Annotated in this window: 22 protein-coding genes and 1 tRNA gene; 5 read left to right on the top strand and 18 right to left on the bottom strand. The window is 60.6% G+C overall.

All coding sequences use genetic code 11. The features are described 5' to 3' along the window. Positions 1-94 precede the first annotated feature (94 nt). The 9 genes from AB3347_RS02310 to AB3347_RS02270 all read right to left on the bottom strand — a co-directional run bounded on the left by AB3347_RS02310 (position 95) and on the right by AB3347_RS02270 (position 6,100). Positions 95-460 carry an ArsR/SmtB family transcription factor gene (locus tag AB3347_RS02310; protein ID WP_369090145.1) on the bottom strand — a complete coding sequence of 122 codons (366 nt, stop codon included), beginning with the start codon at positions 458-460 and terminating at the stop codon, positions 95-97. Positions 461-601: 141 nt separating this feature from the next. Then, positions 602-1,171, bottom strand: a complete 570-nt coding sequence (locus AB3347_RS02305; RefSeq protein WP_369090144.1) for a DUF302 domain-containing protein — start codon at positions 1,169-1,171, stop codon at positions 602-604. Between the two features lie 234 nt (positions 1,172-1,405). Continuing rightward, the gene (ccsB, locus tag AB3347_RS02300; RefSeq protein ID WP_369090143.1) at positions 1,406-2,566 is read right to left on the bottom strand and encodes a c-type cytochrome biogenesis protein CcsB; all 1,161 of its coding nucleotides are present in this window, start codon (positions 2,564-2,566) and stop codon (positions 1,406-1,408) included. 71 nt (positions 2,567-2,637) lie between these two features. After that, positions 2,638-3,267, bottom strand: coding sequence for a class I SAM-dependent methyltransferase (locus tag AB3347_RS02295; RefSeq protein ID WP_369090142.1), 630 nt, complete (start codon positions 3,265-3,267; stop codon positions 2,638-2,640). Positions 3,268-3,286: 19 nt separating this feature from the next. Then, on the bottom strand, positions 3,287-3,985 hold the full coding sequence (locus AB3347_RS02290; protein WP_369090141.1) for an MBL fold metallo-hydrolase: 699 nt from the start codon (positions 3,983-3,985) through the stop codon (positions 3,287-3,289). Between the two features lie 45 nt (positions 3,986-4,030). Beyond that, complete coding sequence (locus AB3347_RS02285; RefSeq protein ID WP_369090140.1) at positions 4,031-4,834, bottom strand: sulfite exporter TauE/SafE family protein; 804 nt, start codon at positions 4,832-4,834, stop codon at positions 4,031-4,033. A 27-nt stretch (positions 4,835-4,861) separates the two neighbouring features. Continuing rightward, positions 4,862-5,299: a DUF6691 family protein gene (locus AB3347_RS02280; RefSeq protein WP_369090139.1), complete on the bottom strand. Its 438-nt coding sequence runs from the start codon at positions 5,297-5,299 to the stop codon at positions 4,862-4,864. A gap of 13 nt (positions 5,300-5,312) precedes the next feature. Further along, a complete protein-coding gene (locus AB3347_RS02275; protein ID WP_369090138.1) occupies positions 5,313-5,744 on the bottom strand; it encodes a YeeE/YedE family protein in 432 nt (143 codons plus the stop codon). After that, positions 5,741-6,100: an ArsR/SmtB family transcription factor gene (locus AB3347_RS02270; protein ID WP_369090137.1), complete on the bottom strand. Its 360-nt coding sequence runs from the start codon at positions 6,098-6,100 to the stop codon at positions 5,741-5,743. The genes AB3347_RS02275 and AB3347_RS02270 overlap by 4 nt, the downstream gene beginning before the upstream one ends. Positions 6,101-6,377: 277 nt before the next feature. On the opposite strand from AB3347_RS02270, the gene AB3347_RS02265 reads away from it, so the two are divergent. The 3 genes from AB3347_RS02265 (at position 6,378) to AB3347_RS02255 (ending at position 8,307) form a co-directional block, all read left to right on the top strand. Further along, positions 6,378-6,794 carry a TIGR01244 family sulfur transferase gene (locus AB3347_RS02265; protein WP_369090136.1) on the top strand — a complete coding sequence of 139 codons (417 nt, stop codon included), beginning with the start codon at positions 6,378-6,380 and terminating at the stop codon, positions 6,792-6,794. A 125-nt stretch (positions 6,795-6,919) separates the two neighbouring features. Next, positions 6,920-7,387: an isoprenylcysteine carboxylmethyltransferase family protein gene (locus tag AB3347_RS02260; protein ID WP_369090135.1), complete on the top strand. Its 468-nt coding sequence runs from the start codon at positions 6,920-6,922 to the stop codon at positions 7,385-7,387. A gap of 122 nt (positions 7,388-7,509) precedes the next feature. Beyond that, entirely contained in the window at positions 7,510-8,307 is a 798-nt protein-coding gene (locus AB3347_RS02255) for an OBAP family protein (RefSeq protein WP_369090134.1), read from the top strand. Between the two features lie 99 nt (positions 8,308-8,406). On the opposite strand, the gene AB3347_RS02250 is transcribed toward AB3347_RS02255, so the two are convergent. The 9 genes from AB3347_RS02250 to cysS form a co-directional block, all read right to left on the bottom strand. Further along, a complete protein-coding gene (locus AB3347_RS02250) occupies positions 8,407-8,856 on the bottom strand; it encodes a hypothetical protein (protein ID WP_369090133.1) in 450 nt (149 codons plus the stop codon). A gap of 10 nt (positions 8,857-8,866) precedes the next feature. Then, positions 8,867-9,283: a hypothetical protein gene (locus AB3347_RS02245; RefSeq protein ID WP_369090132.1), complete on the bottom strand. Its 417-nt coding sequence runs from the start codon at positions 9,281-9,283 to the stop codon at positions 8,867-8,869. Between the two features lie 764 nt (positions 9,284-10,047). After that, entirely contained in the window at positions 10,048-11,271 is a 1,224-nt protein-coding gene (locus AB3347_RS02240; RefSeq protein WP_369090131.1) for a tyrosine-type recombinase/integrase, read from the bottom strand. 217 nt (positions 11,272-11,488) lie between these two features. Continuing rightward, a tRNA-Ser gene (locus AB3347_RS02235) sits at positions 11,489-11,581 on the bottom strand. Positions 11,582-11,677: 96 nt separating this feature from the next. After that, positions 11,678-12,925, bottom strand: coding sequence for an aspartate kinase (locus tag AB3347_RS02230; RefSeq protein ID WP_369090130.1), 1,248 nt, complete (start codon positions 12,923-12,925; stop codon positions 11,678-11,680). 139 nt (positions 12,926-13,064) lie between these two features. Next, complete coding sequence (tilS, locus tag AB3347_RS02225) at positions 13,065-14,441, bottom strand: tRNA lysidine(34) synthetase TilS (protein WP_369090516.1); 1,377 nt, start codon at positions 14,439-14,441, stop codon at positions 13,065-13,067. A 44-nt stretch (positions 14,442-14,485) separates the two neighbouring features. Next, complete coding sequence (locus AB3347_RS02220) at positions 14,486-15,463, bottom strand: acetyl-CoA carboxylase carboxyltransferase subunit alpha (protein WP_369090129.1); 978 nt, start codon at positions 15,461-15,463, stop codon at positions 14,486-14,488. Between the two features lie 111 nt (positions 15,464-15,574). Then, positions 15,575-16,237 carry a DNA-3-methyladenine glycosylase gene (locus tag AB3347_RS02215; protein ID WP_369090128.1) on the bottom strand — a complete coding sequence of 221 codons (663 nt, stop codon included), beginning with the start codon at positions 16,235-16,237 and terminating at the stop codon, positions 15,575-15,577. Next, positions 16,237-17,622, bottom strand: a complete 1,386-nt coding sequence (cysS, locus tag AB3347_RS02210) for a cysteine--tRNA ligase (RefSeq protein ID WP_369090127.1) — start codon at positions 17,620-17,622, stop codon at positions 16,237-16,239. Before cysS ends, AB3347_RS02215 begins: the two co-directional genes overlap by 1 nt. 247 nt (positions 17,623-17,869) lie before the next feature. On the opposite strand from cysS, the gene AB3347_RS02205 reads away from it, so the two are divergent. Together AB3347_RS02205 and AB3347_RS02200 are read left to right on the top strand one after the other, a co-directional pair. Beyond that, positions 17,870-18,526: a peptidylprolyl isomerase gene (locus AB3347_RS02205; RefSeq protein ID WP_369090126.1), complete on the top strand. Its 657-nt coding sequence runs from the start codon at positions 17,870-17,872 to the stop codon at positions 18,524-18,526. 61 nt (positions 18,527-18,587) lie between these two features. Continuing rightward, on the top strand, positions 18,588-19,079 hold the full coding sequence (locus AB3347_RS02200; RefSeq protein ID WP_369090125.1) for a peptidylprolyl isomerase: 492 nt from the start codon (positions 18,588-18,590) through the stop codon (positions 19,077-19,079). The last annotated feature ends 37 nt before the right edge of the window (positions 19,080-19,116 follow it).

Below are 19,116 nucleotides of genomic sequence, written 5' to 3'. Positions count from 1 at the left end.
TGAACAATAAACATAACCGCATGCGCATATGCCTATATGCGCATATGCGCATAAAATGACTGAACAGCTGCCGATTTGCCTGCCGTACGGCTCCTTAGCTACCCGTCATGAAATTCTCGATCGCTGCCTGGTCTATCTGGCGGCTTTTCTTGACCTTCTCTGCCATGTGATTGCACACGGTGCGACACAAGGCGATGGTGTTCTGGTCTTCGATTCGGTAGTACACCTGCGCGCCATCCCTGCGGCGTCCCAGGATGCGGGCACGGTACAGCATGTTCAGCTGGCGCGACACGTTCGCCTGGTTGGCCCCGAGCTGCGTCACGATCGCACCAACGGACCGCTCGCCATTGCACAGGGCGTGCAGGATCTTCAAACGTGTTGGTTCAGAGAGCAGGCTGAAGTAATTCGACACTTGCTCGAATACTTCTGCCATCTCCTCGTTGTCGAGATCAACATCCATGCCTGTGGTGCGCTTTACTTATGAGCTTATGTATTTATAAGCATATAACCATTAAGATAGATACCGTGCAAGATATTTCGATGCTGCAAAGCGGCAAACAGCGTCACATCCTTGTCTGCACCAATAAGAAAACGAGCAGGATTAGAACTCTCCATTCGCAGCGCGATCAAGCATTTTCAGCATGGTCGCACGCACCCGCGTCACTCTCGCATAGAGTTCGGGTGGCATCGGCCGCCCCAGTTTGATCAGGATGTCCATGTCCATCGCGTAGATCCAGAGCCCATCCTGCTGCTCCACAACGGCAATCCGGCATGGCAGGAAGGCCGCCATCGCCGGACTAAAATCGACGATCGACCGTGCGGTATCGGGATCGCAGTACGAATAGACTTTGAGGAACTTCTGGGCCTGTCCGGTGCGCAGCGCCAGTTCGTTAGAGAGAAACAATTCGCCAACCGGTCGGAGATTGTCTTCTGCAGCGAAGCTTATAAAGGCTTCTTCGATCTCCTGGATCGACACGCCAGGAGCGACCTTCCGTGACCAGGTGGCCGCCGCTGCGGCATCGCCGCCGGCGTCGACCCACTTGCCGAACACCGTGGCAGCTTCACGTCCGGCGCCCGGTTCGGTGCGAGCGAGGACGCCCAGGGTGTTGCAGCCCGTAATCGCAGCTGCAAGCGACATGACGACAATGATATGGCGAATGGAGGGATGCATGAGGTTGTTTCAGCCGGGAATCGTGCCAGCAGCATATTCTTCAGGCAATCCCTGCGCAAGTAAACCTTGCGTGGCTCAATCCCCGAACGCGACCTTGCTGGACATTGACACGGGCATACCAAACCATGGCCCATTATCGCCATTTACTGTGATAGTGGCTGTCGCGCCTCGATCTGTGCCGGCTTGTTCATACCTCCGGGGCACGCCTACCCACGGCAGAACCGCTACCGTTCGTCACAGCTCCCCATACGAGTGCAGCCCCGACAGGAACATATTCACGCCAATGAATGCGAAGGTGGTCACCAGAAGACCCACCACCGCCCACCATGCCGCCAAGCGGCCGCGTAGTCCGTTCATCAGGCGCAGGTGCAACCAGGCTGCGTAGTTGAGCCAGACGATCAGGGCCCAGGTTTCCTTCGGGTCCCAGGACCAGTAGCCGCCCCAGGCTTCGGCCGCCCACAGCGCACCCAGGATGGTGGCGACGGTGAAGAAGGCGAACCCGACCGAGATCGATTTATGCATCACGTCGTCCAGCACCTCCAGCGAAGGCAGGCGGTCGGCCAGGATGCCGTGCGATTTCAGCAGGTAAGCGCATCCGACCATTGCGGCCAGCGCGAAGGTGCCGTAGCCGATGAAGTTTGCAGGCACGTGGATCTTCATCCACCAGCTCTGCAGGGCCGGCACCAGCGGCTGGATCTGGGCGGCATCGCGTGACACCGTATACCAGAGGAGGAAGACGACCGCGGCGGCGATGATCAGCAGGACGAAGGCGCCCAACTGGAGCGTGGCGTAGCGCTCTTCGTAATACAGGTGGAACAGCGCGGTGATCAGCGCGAACAGGATGAAGACCTCGTACAGGTTCGACACCGGAATATGGCCGATATCCGCCCCCATCAGGTAGGACTCGAACCAGCGCACCGCCATGCCGGTGAAACCCAGCACCACGGCGGCCCAGCACAAACGCGAGCCGAGCGCACTGCTGGCATGCGAGCGCGCCAGCATCCCGATCCAGTAGAAGACGGTCGAGAACACGAACAGCACGCTCATCCAGAGGATGGCCGACTGGCTCGACAGCATGTATTTGAGAAAGAAATTCTGTTCCGCCGCTGCCAGTGAACCGTCGTAGAGCGACACGGCCCACAAGGACAGGAGCGCAGACAGCGGGAACAGCCAGCGCACCGGCTTCCAGTGCCAGCCGAGCGCGGCCAGCGTCGGCGCGGTCAGCAACAAGATCGCGCGCTCGTAGCCATCCATGAAAGCGGCATAACGGTTCAGCGCGAACAGCGCGGCGGCCAACAGGCCGGCGCCGAACATCCAGTCAACGCCCGTTAGACGCCGAAAATAGCCGGGCGCCTCCTTGTAGACGGCGCCCGGATTCGGTTGGGATGCTTCCATGCTTGTCTCCATCAATTGTTTTTATAAAAGTGCGCTTTGGGCGCAGGCCGGCAGGCTGCCCCACGTCGCGACTACAGGGCTTTTCTGCCCACCAGGCCGATGAGTGCCGAACGCCCCGCGTGTTGCGTTCCCTCGGCCAGGTTTGCCTCGTAATTCAGGAGCTCGACGATGTCCAGTGAGCCGAGTTCCGCGCGTAGTATTTCCTCGGTATAAAGGTTCTCCAGCACTCCAGGACCGCCCGTCTTGTATTCGAGTTGCCTGGGCGTATATCCCTGCAAAATCAGGATCCCGCCCGGCTTCAACGTGGCGATGATGTTTGCGAACAGTCGGGCCCGCATGCGTGGGTCGGCAAACTGAACGAAGATCGCCGCGACCACATCGTAAGATGCCGGCTCCCAGCTCCAGGCATCGCAATCGGCAATGTGAAAGTCAACCACTACCTGTGCATCGCTGGCGAGCTGCCTGGCCTTCCCGACGGCCACCGGCGAGAGATCGAACGCGTCTACGCTCAGGCCGAGGCGTGCGAGCCAGACGCTGTTCCGGCCCTCGCCGTCCGCGACCGCCAGTGCCCGCATCCCCGGCCGGAGCAGGTGCCCCTGACTGACCAGGTAGTCGTTGGGCGCCGTCCCGAAGAGAAATTCGGGTGTGCCATATCGCTGGTCCCACAGGCTTGCCGCCTTTGCCACTGTATCGTCCGCCATCGCAATCCTTGTCCTTGCGTCAGGCGCTGTGCGGCAAACCCAGGTTCTGGTTCGCCGGCACGGCGACGTCGATCCGCTTCGGCTTGGGCAGGTCAAGCTCGGCCATCAACTGGACAAACTCCTCGCGGCTGCGCTTGGCCAGCCGCGCGTTATGCTGCTTCTCCCAACCGATCGTCGATACCACCTGGCCCTTGTAGTCGTGCCCCGGCCACATCAACATGTCGTCTGGAAGCGAAAACAGCTTCTTCGTCACGCTGTCGAACAAGGCATCGGCGCTGCCGCTCTGGAAATCGGTACGGCCGCAACCGTTGATCAGGAGCGTGTCGCCGGTGAACACGTTATTGCGCCACACATAGCTCATGCTCCCTGCGGTATGGCCAGGCGTATGCAATACGAGGATCTCTTCGCCGCCGAAGCGGATCACATCGCCGTCATTCAACTGGACGTCGGCGGGCGGGATGCCGCAACCGCTCGGGACCGCGGCCTTTGCGCCGGTCAGCTCGCGCAGTTTGCCGGCGGACGTGACGTGGTCCGCATGGGCATGCGTCTCGAGGACGTAAGCCAGCTTCAGGTCGAGGCGCCGCAAGTGCTCCAGGTCGCGTTCCCAATGTTCGTCGACAGGATCGATCAGCACGGCCTCGCCGCCCGCCTGGGTTGCAAGAATGTAGGTAAAAGTCGAAGACTCGGTGTCAAACAACTGAATCGGTTTGAGATTCATGGAGGTTCTCCTTGGAATAGGATGAGCGCCGCATGGCGGCTCGGGTTATCGGTACAGTACCTTGACGATCATGCCCACTGCGACGAGCGCCGACACGGCAGCGAAGCCAATCTGCAGCTGGGGCCCGGCCAAGCGGTCCGATACGATACGGCCGCCCAGCATGCCGGCCAGTGCCCCCGCGGCGAACGGCAGTGCCACCGGCCAGCTCATCGAGCCGGCGATTGCGCTCGAGGCAACTCCGGTCACCGACACCAGTGCGATCACTGCAAGCGAGGTCGCCACGGTCGACTGCATGTCCAAGTTGGTATAACGCTGCAGCGCCGGCACCATCACGAAACCGCCACCGACACCAAGCAGGCCGGAGAGCAAGCCCGCAACCGTGCCGGAAAGCGCGAGCGAACGCGCGCAGCGCGCCGTCCAGACAAAGCGGCCCGTACTGCCGTCACGCATGCACGGCTGCTCGAGGTCGACAGGGTCCTGACGGACAGCCTGCTTAGCCGTAGCGCGCCGAAATGTTTTGAAAGCCACAAACAAGAGGACGAGTGCAAACAGTACGCTGAGCCAGCGATTGTCGATACGGTTCGCAAGCCATAAGCCGACCGGCGACAACAGCATCCCTGTCACCGAGATCAGGACCGCGGCCCGATAACGTACGATTCCGGCCTTCAAGCCGAGGATGGCACCAAGGGCCGCCGCCATGCCGACCGCCATCAGGCCGATCGGACCGGCTTGGGCAACTCCCATCTGCATGCCGAAGACGAGGAGCGGCACCGCAAGGATGCCGCCGCCGGCACCGGTCAACGCGAGGACCACGCCGACTACCAGGCCCAGTCCCAGGCTGATCAGCATGACGTCGCCCCCGCCTTGGCGCTGCGATTACGCATGCTGCTTCCCAGTGGCAGTGGGCAGGCGCTCCAGCAGTTCGAAGATCGCCATTCCGACCAGTAGTGCGCCAGTGAAAATGAGCGGTTTCTCGCCACCGCCGACCAGCGACACCAGCGCAGGCCCCGGGCAGTAGCCCGCCAGGCCCCAGCCTACCCCGAAGGTCAAACCGCCGAACACCAGCCGCCGGTCGATCTGCGTGGCGGTCGGCAAGCGCATCGCATCGCCGAGCAGCGATTTTTTGCGCCCGGCGGCAAAGTGGAATGCGATCACGCCAACTGCGATCGCGCCACCCATGACGAATGCCAGGGAAGGATCCCAGCTACCCGCCAGGTCGAGAAAATTCAAGACTTTCGCCGGGTCGGCCATGCCCGACACGAGCAGCCCGATACCAAAGATAAGCCCGACGATCAATGCCATTACGATCTGCATGAGAATTCCCTCCTTAAGCCATCAGGTGGCGTACGACATACACGGTGACGAAGCCGGCCAGCATGAAGCTCGCCGTGGCGACTAGGGAACGCGACGAACGTCGCGACAGTCCGCATACGCCGTGGCCGCTGGTGCAGCCGGCCCCATAACGCGTGCCCAGCCCGACCAGCAATCCGGCGACAACCAGGGTCCCGGTGCCGGCTTCGATGCGGGCCTCAGGCAAGGTAGCAAACATCCCGTACACCAAAGGCGCACCGATCAGTCCTGCCAGAAATGCGATACGCCAGCCGATGTCGCCGCGCAGCGGACGCAGTAAACCACCAAGCACGCCGCTGATGCCGGCAATCCGGCCGTTGAACAGTACGAACAGCGCGGCCGACAGGCCGATCAGCAAACCGCCGAACAGTGACGCCCAGGGCGTGAACTCGCTCCAGTTAATGGTCATGATTTACTCTCCTTCGTTGGTTTGCAGTACAGCCCGTACAAAACTTCCATTACAGCCATCGCTTCCCTGCTCGCTATGCTGTAATAGATCTGCTTGCCCTCGCGGCGCGTATGGACCAGCTGCTCGTCGCGCAGCACGCCAAGCTGTTGCGAGAGCGTAGGCTGGCGAATGCCGGTCAAGACTTCCAGCTCGCTGACACAAAACTCCCCTTGTGTCATCTGGCAAAGCAGCAGCAGGCGGTCAATGTTGCCCAGCGCCTTCAACAGGCCGCTAGCCTGCTCTGCAGCACGGCGCATCGACTCGATATCGATGCCATCGGCAGGACTCAGCCCCGCTTCTTCATCTTTCTTTGACATCCTGTCCACCCCTCAAAATACATTTTCATAGTATATCGCATCTCAAACTATTTTCAAGTATATTGTTACCTTTGTCGGTGACCCGCGACATCGTGCGTGCCGGGTTGGTAGTCAGACATATGCTTTGACATAGCACCTGAATCGCTGCAAGTGAATTGCTCACTTGGCATCTAATCAGGTTCCCTCATCCGCATCGCCGGGCAGCGGCGTTCCTTCTGTCGGCCTTGAGCTCGTATACGCTTTGGTCAGACGACAAACTCAACCATTTGGAGATCCCATGAAATTTAAACAGCTCAGCCCGGACCTCGCGGTCTCGCAACAAGTTCAACTCGAGGACATCCCCGCCTTGGCACAGGACGGTTTTCGTTCGATCATCTGCAACCGACCGGACGGCGAAGGACCGGACCAGCCCGCTTTCAGCGAGATCGAACAGGAAGCTGCCCGCTTCGGAATGGAAGCACGGTATCTGCCGGCGGCGCCGGATAATGTCACCGATGCCCATTCGGCCGCGTTCAAGCAATTGATGGCCGAGTTGCCAAAGCCAGTACTCGGCTATTGCCGCACCGGACGGCGCTCGACGTCGATGTGGGCCCTTTCCCGCGCGGGCGAGGAATCCCCTTCCGCGCTGCTGGAAGCTGCGTCGCAGGCAGGGTACGATCTCAGCGCGCTTGCACCGCGCCTGGAGAAGGAATAGACGGGAGCGCATGCTCAACGGGCGCGAATGGATGGTACCGCTGCGGACGTTACCAACCTGAGGCTGGGGATGGCGTGCGCTTCATCTCGGTGGACGCTCGCTTCTCAAGGAAAACTGGATACGACATGAATCGAAACCGTTTCGGCAACCGTGGCGAAGCCTGGGTAGTGATCCAGGTCTTGCTATTTGCACTCTTCCTGCTGATGCCCCAGGTTGGGCCGGCCTGGCCAACGCCGACGCTATTCGGCGTCTTGGGAGCGGTCGTCGTACTGGGCGGAATCGCTGTTCTCGGCAGTAGTGTCGTCTCGCTCGGGAAATCGCTTACGCCTTTCCCCCGGCCCCGGCCTACGGCTCAGCTCGTCACGAGCGGCGCTTACCGCCTGGTTCGGCACCCGATCTACTTCGGCCTGCTTCTAGCCGCGCTCGGGATTTCGCTGTTGACATTGAGCCCCTTGCGTATTGTATTGACCTTGCTGCTTGGGGTGTTCTTCGACTGTAAGGCGACACGCGAAGAAACGTGGCTGCTGGAGCGTTATCCCGACTACTCCGTGTATCAGAAAAAGGTCAAGAAACTGCTGCCTTACCTCTACTGAGGCCCGAATGCGGACGCATCGTATGCGTAGCACGCCGCTCAAGCTGTGGCAGCCCATATCGACCGCTGAGATGCTATGTACTGAAACATCGTTTATAGAATATCGACAGAAAGGAGTTCGAAATGAAATTGAGCGCATGTATGGCCACAGCAATCTATGTTGTCGGGCTTGGGAGTGGATGTGTAGCGACGGCGCAGTCCGAGTCGTCACCCAAGACCGCACCGGCAGGCGAGGCAAAATATGGCGATACCAGAATGCTCGAGGCAGGCGCAAAGATCTTGCAGCGCAACTCTCCTCTCAAAGGATTTGATGTGTATCTGAATGGATTCCATCCAATGAAGGACAACCCTGAAATGCAGATGGAGGCGCACCATTACTGCCACCAGGTCAACGAGGACTTTGCGCAGTGTGTGCTCTTCGATGGCAATACAAGAACCGCCAACATGAATGGGGTGGAATATATAATTTCAGAGAAGCTGTTCAATACCCTGCCCCAAGAAGAGCGAAAATACTGGCATCCGCATAACGGTGAGATCCTGTCCGGCCAGCTTGTTGCGCCAGGGCTGCCAGCCGCTGCCGAGCATGCCTTGATGAAGAAGAAGATGAACAGCTACGGCAAGACCTGGCATGTGTGGCATACCGGTCATCAGGGCAAGCCGGGCAATAAAATACCGTTGGGTGAAGCCATGCTTGCCTGGTCATTCAACCGGGATGGTGAAATCATGCCTGGCCTCGGTGAGGCGCGTGACAAGCAGTTGAAAGTCGACACGGCCAAAAAGCGTGAGCAGCGCTCTGATCTGCGCGCGCTTGCCAAGCCTCAATCTGGGGTAGACGATTTGAAAGGTAAATTCCCCCGCCCAACGAAAGATATCCCGGGTGTCGTTGACCGGAACGCTGCCGAGCAGAAGCCGGGTAGTTGACGATCATGGGTGCATGCGCACCCTCAAGAGACACGGCTGCTGGCGCATGTTGGCTTGCATTGCATACCAGGAATACAAGCTGGGGACTGCGCGGCGACGCTAGGCTCGGACCGCGCGGACGATCGCGTCCGGATCCTTCGAGCGATCGACTTCGTCAAAGTCGCCTCGCAGCGATTTCAGCGCATAGCGCTCTTCGGCGATTTCTCGCGCGGTGCGAACGCCTAGCCGGCGCAGCACGGGAAGCGGCGGACACCAGCCTTGCAGCGCGTGCTGCACCATGAAGAGGGGCACGCCGGCAGCCAGTACCAGCCAGCGTTTGTCGCTCTTGAGCGTAAGTGCGAGGCCGACAAGCGACAAGGTGGCGAAATTTGTCTGCAGGGTACGCTCGACATCCCACTCGTGTTCGAGCTCATTGAGGCGACGAGTGATCAAGGCGTTCCGGTCGTTGCGTTCGTATTCCCTGATCCGTTCCTGCGTCTCGTGCCGAATCTGATCGTTCAGTTGCGGCGAGGTATGGCCTGATACTTGGGTCGCGGTGGCAGCGAACATCATCGTCTCCTTAGTGAATTGAATGTGCCAGCGTGGTTTCTTCACCCAGCAATGCCTTCAACGCCATGCGTTCCTGTTCGATCTCTTCGGCGGTCCTCAGCCCTGCAGCGCGAAAAACCGGCAGTAGTGGATACCAGCCCTGGAGGTTGTGCAGAATGACCATGCTCGCCGCCATCGCCGACACGGCAAACCATTTACGATTGCTCAGGGTGCCCAGGGCAAGGCCTACGAGAATCATGGTCGGCGCTTCGAGCTCGATCGCCCTCTCCACATTCCACTCACGATCAAGTTCGCTCAAGCGCTGCTCTATTGCATGCTTGTCGGCCCCTTTGAGCCGGGCGATGTTTTCTCGAAACTGCTGGTCGAACCGCTGCATGGCGGCCGGTGACGTATTGCGTTCGGCTTTTTCAGTTGTTGCAGGAAACATCGGAGCCTCCATGTCAAGAATGAATACTCAACGGGTTTGTCGGCAGTTTTGCTAATTCGCCCAATATTAGTAGAACGGGACTTGATAAGGCCTGCGCGACTAATCTTAGGCCAATTTATGAAAACGGCATGTACTGTTCGCCAGTGCAAAAGTAGGAGTGATCCGCGTTAAGTTGTGTATGCCAACCAGGCCTTGGTTACCGATGAGTGCTTTCGGCAACTGTAAAACTCCGCGTCGAGCAAGCAGACGACGTCTGTCGTAGAACTCACCTTTTGTCAGCTCTCCTCTGCTCGGCTGTGAGCCCAAGGGCGAAGTGAGCAGACGCGCTCACCAATTTGCATCTCACAACCCCATATATCACCTTGAGCTCAGTTTTCGACGAGTATGCACAGGGATAGGTGGACAGCAGAACGGCAGCGTTACCTCATCCGTGTAATTCTGGACAATGATCGGGTTCCCCTGGGGAAGATCAGTGCGCCCTCCTTCCATTGCAGCGAACCGCAAATCCGTTCCAATGGCTTCGCGCGACCACGCTGTAGCGCAAACCTTCGCTGATCGAAGGGTGGATATTCGCACGAAGCTCTAGAGTGATAACACCAATTATCACCGAGAGGCTGGCACAAAAAGGGCTTGCGCCTGTTGCTTTGATTTTGCTTTTGATGCCCACTCGCCTCAGCGATTCGGGCAGCTCAGCAAGCGCATCCAGCGCTATTGAACCACCTATCAGAAATGATAGGCTGGGGCGTTCACTGAAGCGACGATCGTCAAGACAGGCTATCGATATAGTCCGCCCAAGCTTGCATCATCACCCTTCGCTCATCAATGAATTCGGCGCGATCATAGGCACGGGTCACTTTATTTTTCTCGACGTGCGCAAGCTGTCGATCGACAACCTCGTGCCGATACCCTAGCTTCTCCTTGATGGTACTCATCGCCAGCGCTCTGAATCCATGACCCGACATATCGCCCTTGTAACCCATCCGCTCTAACGCCTTTAGGAAAGCGTTATTGCTCATGGGGCGATTACGATCACGAAGATTTGGGAACAGAAATCGCCCTCCGCCCGTTAGCTTCCGCAGATCCCCCAAGAGCTGAAGAGATTGACGTGATAGTGGGACGAAATGATCTTTTTTAATTGGGTTAAGCCTACGCTTTCCCAGCTTCATACGGTACCAAGGAATGATCCATTCAGACTTTCCCTCTTCAATCTCGGTCCATGGAGTCTCTATGAGCTCGCTCGTGCGAACGAATACGAGCATGAGAAGGCGCAATCCAATACGCGTCAGCGGCTGCATACAGGCCTCATTGCTACGCAGCGCTTGAAGAAACCTTGGTAGCTCATCGCTAGAGATTGCGGGAAAATTACCGGACGGGACTGGCTGAAGCACGTCCTTCATATCGACGACAAGGTTCCGTTGGGCTACCCCAGTTTGGATGGCATAGCTGAAAATTTGGGAGCAGACTGCCTTGTTGCGTTTTGCAATCTCGTGGGCGCCCCTGGCTTCGATTTTGCGAAAGACATCGATTAGATCCCGATGCGTCACCTCGTCGATAGGCAGTCTGCCTAAGTCCGGAAAAATATCCAGTTCCAGCCTGTGAAGCACATTGTGTGCATAAGCCGGCGACCAAGCCTTCTCTTTCAGTTGATGCCACTCTGTAGCAACCTTTCGGAATGTATATTCAGTCGCCCGTACACTTTCACGCCGCATCTGCTCTCGCTGCTGTAGAGGATCGCCTCCCTCGAGCAGCACGCGCCGTGCTGCGGTTCGCTTGTTCCTCGCCTCGACCAAGCTGACCTCCGGGTAGGGACCGAAGCCAATCGTGGTTTCCTTCCCGTCCGCCTTCCGGTACCTGAAGCGCCAGAACTTCCCGCCGGAAGGGTGGATCTCAAGATAAAGCCCGTGTCCATCAAACAGCTTCACCAGCTTGGTTTGAGCCTTCGCGCGCTTGATCTGAGAGTCGCTGAGGGGTTGCGCTAGTCGTGGCATGTGACCTCCTGTCTCCTGGTTAGACATCGGGGGCACAGTCAGGTGCGGCCGGTTTAAGGGTAAAACTTGCAGGGGACTGATCGTATACCCTGACGCCTACCCCCAAAATCCTGGACGTGGCTGGACACATGAGGACGTCACAAGACAAAAAACCCCCGGGCCTCAGTATGAGTTCCGGGGGTTTTAGGCGTTTGCTAAAGCTCAGCAAACATCAATCTGGCGGAGACGGTGGGATTCGAACCCACGATACGGGTATAAGCCGTATGCTTCCTTAGCAGGGAAGTGCCTTCGGCCACTCGGCCACGTCTCCAATCAGAACCAACTTTGTCGGTCAGCGCTGAGTGCAGGCATCTTAAGGGTTGGTGCCTGTTGCGTCAAGGACGCACGCCCAAAATTTTGAAAATTGTTAAGCTTGCTCGAGGTTAAATGCCTTGTGCAGGGCGCGCACGGCCAGCTCCATGTATTTCTCGTCGATCAGCACCGAGATCTTGATCTCCGAGGTCGAGATCATCAGGATGTTGATGCCCTCTTCCGACAGGGTGCGGAACATCTGCGAGGCCACGCCCACGTGGCTGCGCATGCCCACGCCGACCGCCGACACCTTCGACACCTTGGCGTCGCCCAGGATCTTGGCCGCGCCCAGCGCCTCGCGCTGAGCTTCCAGCACGCCCATCGCCTTGACGTAGTCGTTGCGCGAGACGGTGAAGGTGAAATCGGTCTTGCCGTCCACCGACTGGTTCTGGATGATCATGTCCACTTCAACATTGGCCTCGGCGATGGGGCCGAGGATGTGGAAGGCGACGCCCGGCTTGTCCGGCACGCCCAGGACGGTGATCTTGGCTTCATCGCGATTGAAGGCGATACCGGAGATGACGGCTTGTTCCATATTGCTTTCTTCCTCAAACGAAATCAGGGTGCCGGACTTCGCTTCTTCGTCCAGCGGCATCAGGGGATCGGTCAGCGACGACAGCACGCGCGTCGGGACCTGGTAGTTGCCTGCGAATTCGACCGAACGGGTCTGCAGGACCTTGGAGCCCAGCGACGCCAGTTCGAGCATTTCCTCGAAGGTGATCTTGTTCAGGCGGCGCGCCTCGTGCACCACGCGCGGGTCGGTCGTGTAGACGCCGTCCACGTCGGTGTAGATCAGGCACTCGTCGGCCTTGAGCGCGGCGGCGATCGCCACGGCCGAGGTGTCCGAACCGCCACGCCCCAGGGTCGAGATGTTGCCATCTTCGTCCATGCCCTGGAAACCCGTGATGATCACGATCTTGCCGGCTTCGAGGTCGCCGCGCACGCGGGTGTCGTCGATCGACTGGATGCGCGCCTTGGTGAACGAGGAGTCGGTGCGGATGCCCGCCTGCCAGCCGGTGTAGGAAACCGCATCCTTGCCGATGGCCAGCAGGGCCATCGCCAGCAGGCCGACCGAGACCTGCTCGCCGGTCGAGGCAATCATGTCCAGTTCGCGCGGGTCCGGCTGCGGCATGATTTCCTTGGCCAGTCCGATCAGGCGGTTGGTTTCGCCGGACATTGCGGAAGGCACCACCACGATCTGGTGGCCGGCATCATGCCACTTGGCCACACGGGCCGCGACATTCTTGATACGGTCCGTCGAGCCCATCGACGTCCCGCCATATTTGTGGACAATTAAAGCCATATCAGGAGGGTTCCAGCTTGTTGAGAGATCAAAAGGAGATCTTTACTCTAGCATGCTGCAGCGCAGTATCACAAGACTGGCGGGGCAAAAAGCTATACGAAAAGAAAATAAAGTAATACCTTTTTCGTATAGAAACTCTTTACCCGTGCTGGGCAGGATCGGCGACCCAGCGCAGCGCGATACGGCCGCCCTGCCCTGCTCCCTCACTCAGGTAGCGGCAATCCATCCCGATGCCGGCGGCAAACAGCAGTTCCCGGTCGGACCAGACCAGCGGCGCGCGTTCGCGCTCCCAGGCCGGCACGCCGAGCGCCTGGTAGTGCTGCTTGAGGCTGCGGCTGGGGCGGTTGGCGGCCGGCTTGAGGCGCTCGCCCCCCTGGCGGAAGTCGATCGTCAGGGGCCGGCTGCGCAGCCAGGCCGGATCGAAGCCCTGCGCTGCCGGCTCGAAATGCAGCACGCCGCCGTAGGCCGGGAAGGCCAGCGCGGCCTCGCCGCGCCAACGGAAGCCTTCGCCCTCTTTCACAAGAACGCCTTCGTCGTCGGGGTCGCGCATGCCGGCCAGGTCCGGCAGCTTCGGGGTGATGAAGAGTTTGCCGCGGTGACGGCGGATGTGGCAGGCCGGATGGGTCACCTTCAGCTGCGCGTCCTCGCGCGCCGAGAACAGCTGCGACACCATTTCGCCCAGCCAGGCGCTCGAGGGCATGGCCAGGCCGCGGCTGGAAAACAGGTGGCGCAGCATGTTGTCGATGCGGTCGCGGCTGAGCTGCTGCACGCGTGCCAGGTCGATCGCGTCGCCGTCGAGGCTGGCGGCCAGGTCCTGCTGCGCCACCTCGTCGAGGATGCGCTGGGCCGACTGCACGTGGGCGGCCCCGCGCGCCAGGCGCTGCTGGTAGCCCGGGAAGCTGGCCGCCAGCGCCGGCATGACGCCGTGCCGCAGCGCGTTGCGCGCATGACGCGCGTCGCTGTTCGATTCGTCCTCGACCCAGTCGAGGCCTTCGGCACGCGCGTAGTCGTCGAGCTGGGCGCGCGCCAGCGCCAGCAGCGGGCGCGCCATCACCAGCGCCTCGTCGCCCAGCAGGCCGGGGGCGCGATTGGCCGCATCCATGCCCGACAGCCCGGCCGGGCCGGCACCGCGCAGCAGCTGCAGCAGCACGGTCTCGGCCTGGTCGTCCAGGTGGTGGGCGGTGAGCAGCAGCGGCACGCCATGCTGCACGCACATCTCGCCCAGGGCGCGATAGCGCAGTTTGCGGGCCGCGGCCTCGAGGCCGTCCTTGCCTTTCACGACCTCGACGCGGCGATGGTCGAAGGCGATGCCCAGCGCGGCGCAGGCCTGCGCGCAATGCGCCAGCCAGGCGTCGGCGTTCGGGCTCAGGCCGTGGTGGACGTGAAAGGCGTGCAGGGGAATGCCGGATTCGGCGGCCCAGGCGTGCGCGAGCCGCAGCAGGGCCATCGAATCGAGGCCGCCGCTGCAGGCAAGGGCAATCGAGCTGGGGGAATACGTTTGACGCAGGCCATGCATGGCCTGCGCAAAGACTGCCGGGACCTGCCCGGCCTTGGTGGAACTCACTCTTCGCGCGGCAGCGTTTCCTTGAACTTGCCGTAGCTCATCAGCTTCGCGTGACGGGCTTCGAGCAGGTCCTTGGTCTTCATGCCCTGGAACTGGCGCAGGGTGTCGGCCAGCGCGCGCTTGAGCAGCTGGGCCATCTGCTTCGGATCGCGGTGCGCGCCGCCCAGCGGCTCGTTGACGATCTTGTCGATCAGGCCCATGGCTTTCAGGCGGTGCGCGGTCAGGCCCAGCGCATCGGCAGCGTCGCTGGCGCGCTCGGAGGTCTTCCAGAGGATCGAGGCGCAGCCTTCCGGCGAGATCACCGAATAGGTCGAGTACTGCAGCATCAGCACGGCGTCGCCGACGGCAATGGCCAGCGCGCCGCCCGAACCGCCTTCGCCGATGATGGTGGCGATCAGCGGCACTTTCAGCTCGGCCATGACGTACAGGTTGTGGCCGATGGCTTCGGACTGGCCGCGCTCTTCGGCGTCGATGCCCGGGAAGGCGCCCGGGGTGTCCACGAAAGTGAAGATCGGCAGGCCGAATTTTTCGGCCAGCTTCATCAGGCGCATGGCCTTGCGGTAGCCTTCCGGACGCGGCATGCCGAAGTTGCGCATGGCGCGCTCCTTGGTGTCGCGGCCCTTCTGGTGGCCGATGACCATGCAGGCCTGGCCGTTGAAGCGCGCCAGGCCGCCGATGATCGACTGGTCGTCGGCGAAGCTGCGGTCGCCGTGCAGTTCGTGGAAGTCGGTGAAGATCGCGTTCACGTAGTCCATGGTATACGGACGCTGCGGGTGACGGGCGATCTGCGACACCTGCCACGGGGTCAGCTTGGCGTAGATGTCCTTGGTCAGTTGCTGGCTCTTCTTGGCCAGGCGGTCGATCTCTTCGGAGATGTCGACGGCGGAGTCGTCCTGCACGAACCGCAGCTCTTCAATCTTGGAATCCAGCTCGGCGATTGGCTGCTCAAAATTGAGGAAAGTTGTTTTAGTCATTGTACCTCCGGATTATTTCGTGGCCGCAGCGTTTCCGTTCGCGCAGCATGCACCGGGTCTCGTGGACCCCTGTTTTGGGCGTTATTTTACCGTACCCGAACCGTGTAGCGGTCAAGGCAGCGGATCGAGGCTACGCCATAAGTACCAGGTTGCCACCGTTCTCCAGGGCTCCCAGTTCGCCGCCACCTCGCGCGCATCGCTGCGAGAAACAGGTTCGCCAGAGAAATAATTCTGGCTGATTCCCTGGATCAGGCCGGGATCGTCGAGCGGCAACACGTTTGGACGGAGCAGATTAAATATCAAAAACATCTCCGCTGTCCAGCGGCTGATGCCGCGGATCTGGACCAGTTCGGCGATGACGGCCTCGTCGTCCATCTGCGACCACAGGTCGGCATGGACGCGCTTGGCCTTGAAACTGTCGGCCAGGTCGAGGATGTATTCGGTCTTGCGCTTGGACAATCCGCAGCCCGAGAGCGCGACGGCGCCGGCCTTCAGCACCTGCGAGGGCGACAGCTTCGGACAGGTCGCCAGCAGCTTGCCCCAGGCCGCGTCGGCCGCCTTGGGCGTCACCTGCTGGCCCACGATCGAGCGCGCCAGCGTGGTGAACGGGTCGGGTTGGCCGCGCAGGTGCAGGTCGCCGAACTGCGGGATGAGCTTGGCCATGATGCGGTCGCGTCCCATGAGCTCGGCCTTGGCTTCGGCCCAGTAGGCGGGAACTGTCAGCTCACCCTGCGGCTCTTCCGGCGCCGCGGACTTGTCCTTGTCGGCCGCCATTATGCGCGGCGCCAGGTCGTCGTTCCGTCCGGCTTGTCTTCCAGGATGATCCCGGCGGCAGTCAGTTCGGCGCGGATGGCGTCCGCTTCGGCAAAATTGCGGGCCTTCTTGGCCGCGGCGCGGCGCGCGATGGCATCGACGATGCCCGCATCCCCGCCCTGCTCGCCGCCTTGCAGGTAGGCTTGCGGCGCGCGCTCGAGCAGGCCCAGCACGCCGGCCAGCGCCTTCAGCTGGCGCGCGGCGTCGAGGGACTTGCTGCGATTGACCTCGCCGGCCAGGTCGAACAGCTCGGCTACGGCGAGCGGGGTGTTGAAATCGTCGTCCATGGCTTCGCGGAAGCGCAGCGCATGGGCTTCTTCCCAGTCGACCGCCGGGGCGTCGAGCCCGATGTCGACAGTGGAAAGCGCGGTGTACAGGCGGGTCAGCGCGCCCTTGGCGTCGTCGATGTGGGCATCCGAATAGTTCAGCGGGCTGCGGTAGTGGGCGCGCAGCATGAAGAAGCGGATGACTTCGGCGTCGTACTGCTTGAGCACGTCGCGGATGGTGAAGAAATTGCCCAGCGACTTGGACATCTTCTCGTTGTCCACGCGTACGAAGCCGTTGTGGATCCAGTAGTTGACCATGTTGCCGCCGAAAGCGCCTTCGGACTGCGCGATCTCGTTCTCGTGATGCGGGAACTGCAGGTCGGCGCCGCCGCCGTGGATGTCGAAGTGCTGGCCCAGGGTGGCGCAGGACATGGCCGAGCACTCGATGTGCCAGCCCGGACGGCCCTTGCCCCATTTGGAATCCCACTTGGCTTCAAGCGGCTCGCTTTCCTTGGCGGCCTTCCACAACACGAAGTCGAGCGGATCGCGCTTGCCGCTTGCGACGTCGACGCGCTCGCCGGCGCGCAGATCGTCGAGCGACTTGCCGGACAGCTTGCCGTAGCCCGCGAAGCCGCGCACCGCGTAGTTGACGTCGCCGTCCTCGCTCTTGTAGGCCAGGCCCTTGGACTCCAGCTGCTCGATGATCGACAGCATCTGCGGCACGTATTCGGTGGCGCGCGGCACCACGGTCGGCGGCAGCATGTTGAGCGCCGCGATGTCTTCGTCCATGTACCTGACGTTGCGCTCGACCAGCTGGCCGATGGTCTCGCCGTTCTCGACCGCGCGCTTGATGATCTTGTCGTCGATGTCGGTGATGTTGCGGACGTACTTGACCTCGTAGCCCGAGGCCATGAGCCAGCGATAGATGACGTCGAAGGCCATCATCATCCGCGCGTGCCCGACGTGGCAGTAGTCGTACACGGTCATGCCGCACACATACATGCCGACCTTGCCGGCTTCCATCGGGACAAATACCTGCTTGTCACGCGCGAGCGTGTTGTAAATCTTCAGTTGGCTCATGGGTGTGTTCTGGCGAGGGAGAGGATCGGGGGCAAGTACGGCGCTGCGCAAGCTAGTGCGGGCACGGCGGGAAATGCGTCGAGATCGTCTGGACCCTCTGGTGTTGTTCTTCTTTGATAGAATGGGACGTTCTGCGCAAAGTATAGCATTGTTAAAATCCCGTCTGGCCGCATATGGCTCAGCTTTATTTTTCGGGAAAAGACTTGACACCGTCTTGCGCGGCGTCCACCAGAGGAGAGCCTAGACAATGACCACTTCGTTCCGCCGCTCGCTGCTCAAGGGCATCGCCCTGGGCGCCGGCGCCCTGCTGCTGTCCGGCGCCGCCCTGGCTGCGCCGCAGGAAACGCCGACCGACGCCCCTGCCGAGGCGCCCGCCGCGCCCGTCGTGAAGGGTCCGCAGGTGGCGATCAAGACCTCGATGGGCGAGATCGTCGTCCAGCTCGACGAGGAACGGGCGCCGAAGACCGTCGCCAACTTCATGCAATACGTCAAGCAAGGCTTCTACAAGGGCACGATCTTCCACCGGGTGATCGACGGCTTCATGATCCAGGCCGGCGGCATGAACGAGAAATTCGAGGGCCGCAAGACCAACAAACCGGTCAAGAACGAATCGAACAACGGCCTGTCGAACCAGCCGTACACGATCTCGATGGCGCGCGAAGACCACCCGGATTCGGCCACCTCGCAGTTCTTCATCAACGTGGCCGACAATTCGGGCATCGACTACCCGCTCTACAAGGGCTCCGGCTATACCGTCTTCGGCAAGGTCGTGAAGGGCCAGGAAGTGGTGGACAAGATCAAGGGCGTGGTGGTCGACGACGTGCGCGGCATGCAGAACGTGCCGGTGACGCCGATCTTCATTAAGTCCGTGACCGTCCTCAAGGGCGACAAGCTAGTAAAATAGCGGATGTGCAATTCGCATTGTTAACACGCATCATTCACAATACCAAGGAAGAGGACACCAGATGACCAGCGTTCGCATGACCACCAACATGGGCAACATCACCGTCGAACTGGATGCCGACAAGGCTCCGAAGACCGTCGCCAACTTTATCGACTACGTCAACAAGGGTCATTTCAGCAACACCATCTTCCACCGCGTGATCAAGGACTTCATGATCCAGGGCGGCGGCTTCGAACCGGGCATGAAGCAGAAAGCCACCGACACGACCGTCGAGAACGAAGCCAAGAACGGCCTGAAGAACGACAAGTACACCATCGCCATGGCCCGCACCTCGGCGCCGCACTCGGCATCGGCCCAGTTCTTCATCAACACCAAGGACAACGCCTTCCTGAACTACCCGGGCCAGGACGGCTGGGGCTATGCCGTGTTCGGCAGGGTCACCGAAGGCCAGGACATCGTCGACCAGATCAACGGCGTGAAGACCACCCGCAGCGGCATGCACTCGGACGTGCCCGTCGATCCGGTCATCATCGAGAAGGTCGAAGTCATCTGATGCAGCACGTGCGCGCGGGTCGGCAGTACCCCTCGGT

Origin of the sequence: Massilia sp. X63 (assembly GCF_041023745.1) — a bacterium.
In the GTDB taxonomy this organism is placed as follows: Bacteria; Pseudomonadota; Gammaproteobacteria; order Burkholderiales; family Burkholderiaceae_D; genus Telluria.
Note: the sequence above shows the minus strand (reverse complement) of the source record. Positions and strands in the feature narration are given on the sequence as shown.

Coding starts and splice junctions, on each gene's coding strand:
- AB3347_RS02205 (WP_369090126.1), top strand. CDS start 17,870: ATGACCACTTCGTTCCGCCGCTCGCTGCTCAAGGGCATCGCCCTGGGC.
- tilS (WP_369090516.1), bottom strand. CDS start 14,441: ATGCATGGCCTGCGTCAAACGTATTCCCCCAGCTCGATTGCCCTTGCC.
- AB3347_RS02275 (WP_369090138.1), bottom strand. CDS start 5,744: ATGACCATTAACTGGAGCGAGTTCACGCCCTGGGCGTCACTGTTCGGC.
- AB3347_RS02200 (WP_369090125.1), top strand. CDS start 18,588: ATGACCAGCGTTCGCATGACCACCAACATGGGCAACATCACCGTCGAA.
- AB3347_RS02245 (WP_369090132.1), bottom strand. CDS start 9,283: ATGTTTCCTGCAACAACTGAAAAAGCCGAACGCAATACGTCACCGGCC.
- AB3347_RS02290 (WP_369090141.1), bottom strand. CDS start 3,985: ATGAATCTCAAACCGATTCAGTTGTTTGACACCGAGTCTTCGACTTTT.
- AB3347_RS02260 (WP_369090135.1), top strand. CDS start 6,920: ATGAATCGAAACCGTTTCGGCAACCGTGGCGAAGCCTGGGTAGTGATC.
- AB3347_RS02305 (WP_369090144.1), bottom strand. CDS start 1,171: ATGCATCCCTCCATTCGCCATATCATTGTCGTCATGTCGCTTGCAGCT.
- AB3347_RS02255 (WP_369090134.1), top strand. CDS start 7,510: ATGAAATTGAGCGCATGTATGGCCACAGCAATCTATGTTGTCGGGCTT.
- AB3347_RS02310 (WP_369090145.1), bottom strand. CDS start 460: ATGGATGTTGATCTCGACAACGAGGAGATGGCAGAAGTATTCGAGCAA.
- AB3347_RS02220 (WP_369090129.1), bottom strand. CDS start 15,463: ATGACTAAAACAACTTTCCTCAATTTTGAGCAGCCAATCGCCGAGCTG.
- ccsB (WP_369090143.1), bottom strand. CDS start 2,566: ATGGAAGCATCCCAACCGAATCCGGGCGCCGTCTACAAGGAGGCGCCC.
- AB3347_RS02250 (WP_369090133.1), bottom strand. CDS start 8,856: ATGTTCGCTGCCACCGCGACCCAAGTATCAGGCCATACCTCGCCGCAA.
- AB3347_RS02280 (WP_369090139.1), bottom strand. CDS start 5,299: ATGCAGATCGTAATGGCATTGATCGTCGGGCTTATCTTTGGTATCGGG.
- AB3347_RS02230 (WP_369090130.1), bottom strand. CDS start 12,925: ATGGCTTTAATTGTCCACAAATATGGCGGGACGTCGATGGGCTCGACG.
- AB3347_RS02295 (WP_369090142.1), bottom strand. CDS start 3,267: ATGGCGGACGATACAGTGGCAAAGGCGGCAAGCCTGTGGGACCAGCGA.
- AB3347_RS02215 (WP_369090128.1), bottom strand. CDS start 16,237: ATGGCGGCCGACAAGGACAAGTCCGCGGCGCCGGAAGAGCCGCAGGGT.
- AB3347_RS02240 (WP_369090131.1), bottom strand. CDS start 11,271: ATGCCACGACTAGCGCAACCCCTCAGCGACTCTCAGATCAAGCGCGCG.
- AB3347_RS02265 (WP_369090136.1), top strand. CDS start 6,378: ATGAAATTTAAACAGCTCAGCCCGGACCTCGCGGTCTCGCAACAAGTT.
- AB3347_RS02270 (WP_369090137.1), bottom strand. CDS start 6,100: ATGTCAAAGAAAGATGAAGAAGCGGGGCTGAGTCCTGCCGATGGCATC.
- AB3347_RS02285 (WP_369090140.1), bottom strand. CDS start 4,834: ATGCTGATCAGCCTGGGACTGGGCCTGGTAGTCGGCGTGGTCCTCGCG.
- cysS (WP_369090127.1), bottom strand. CDS start 17,622: ATGAGCCAACTGAAGATTTACAACACGCTCGCGCGTGACAAGCAGGTA.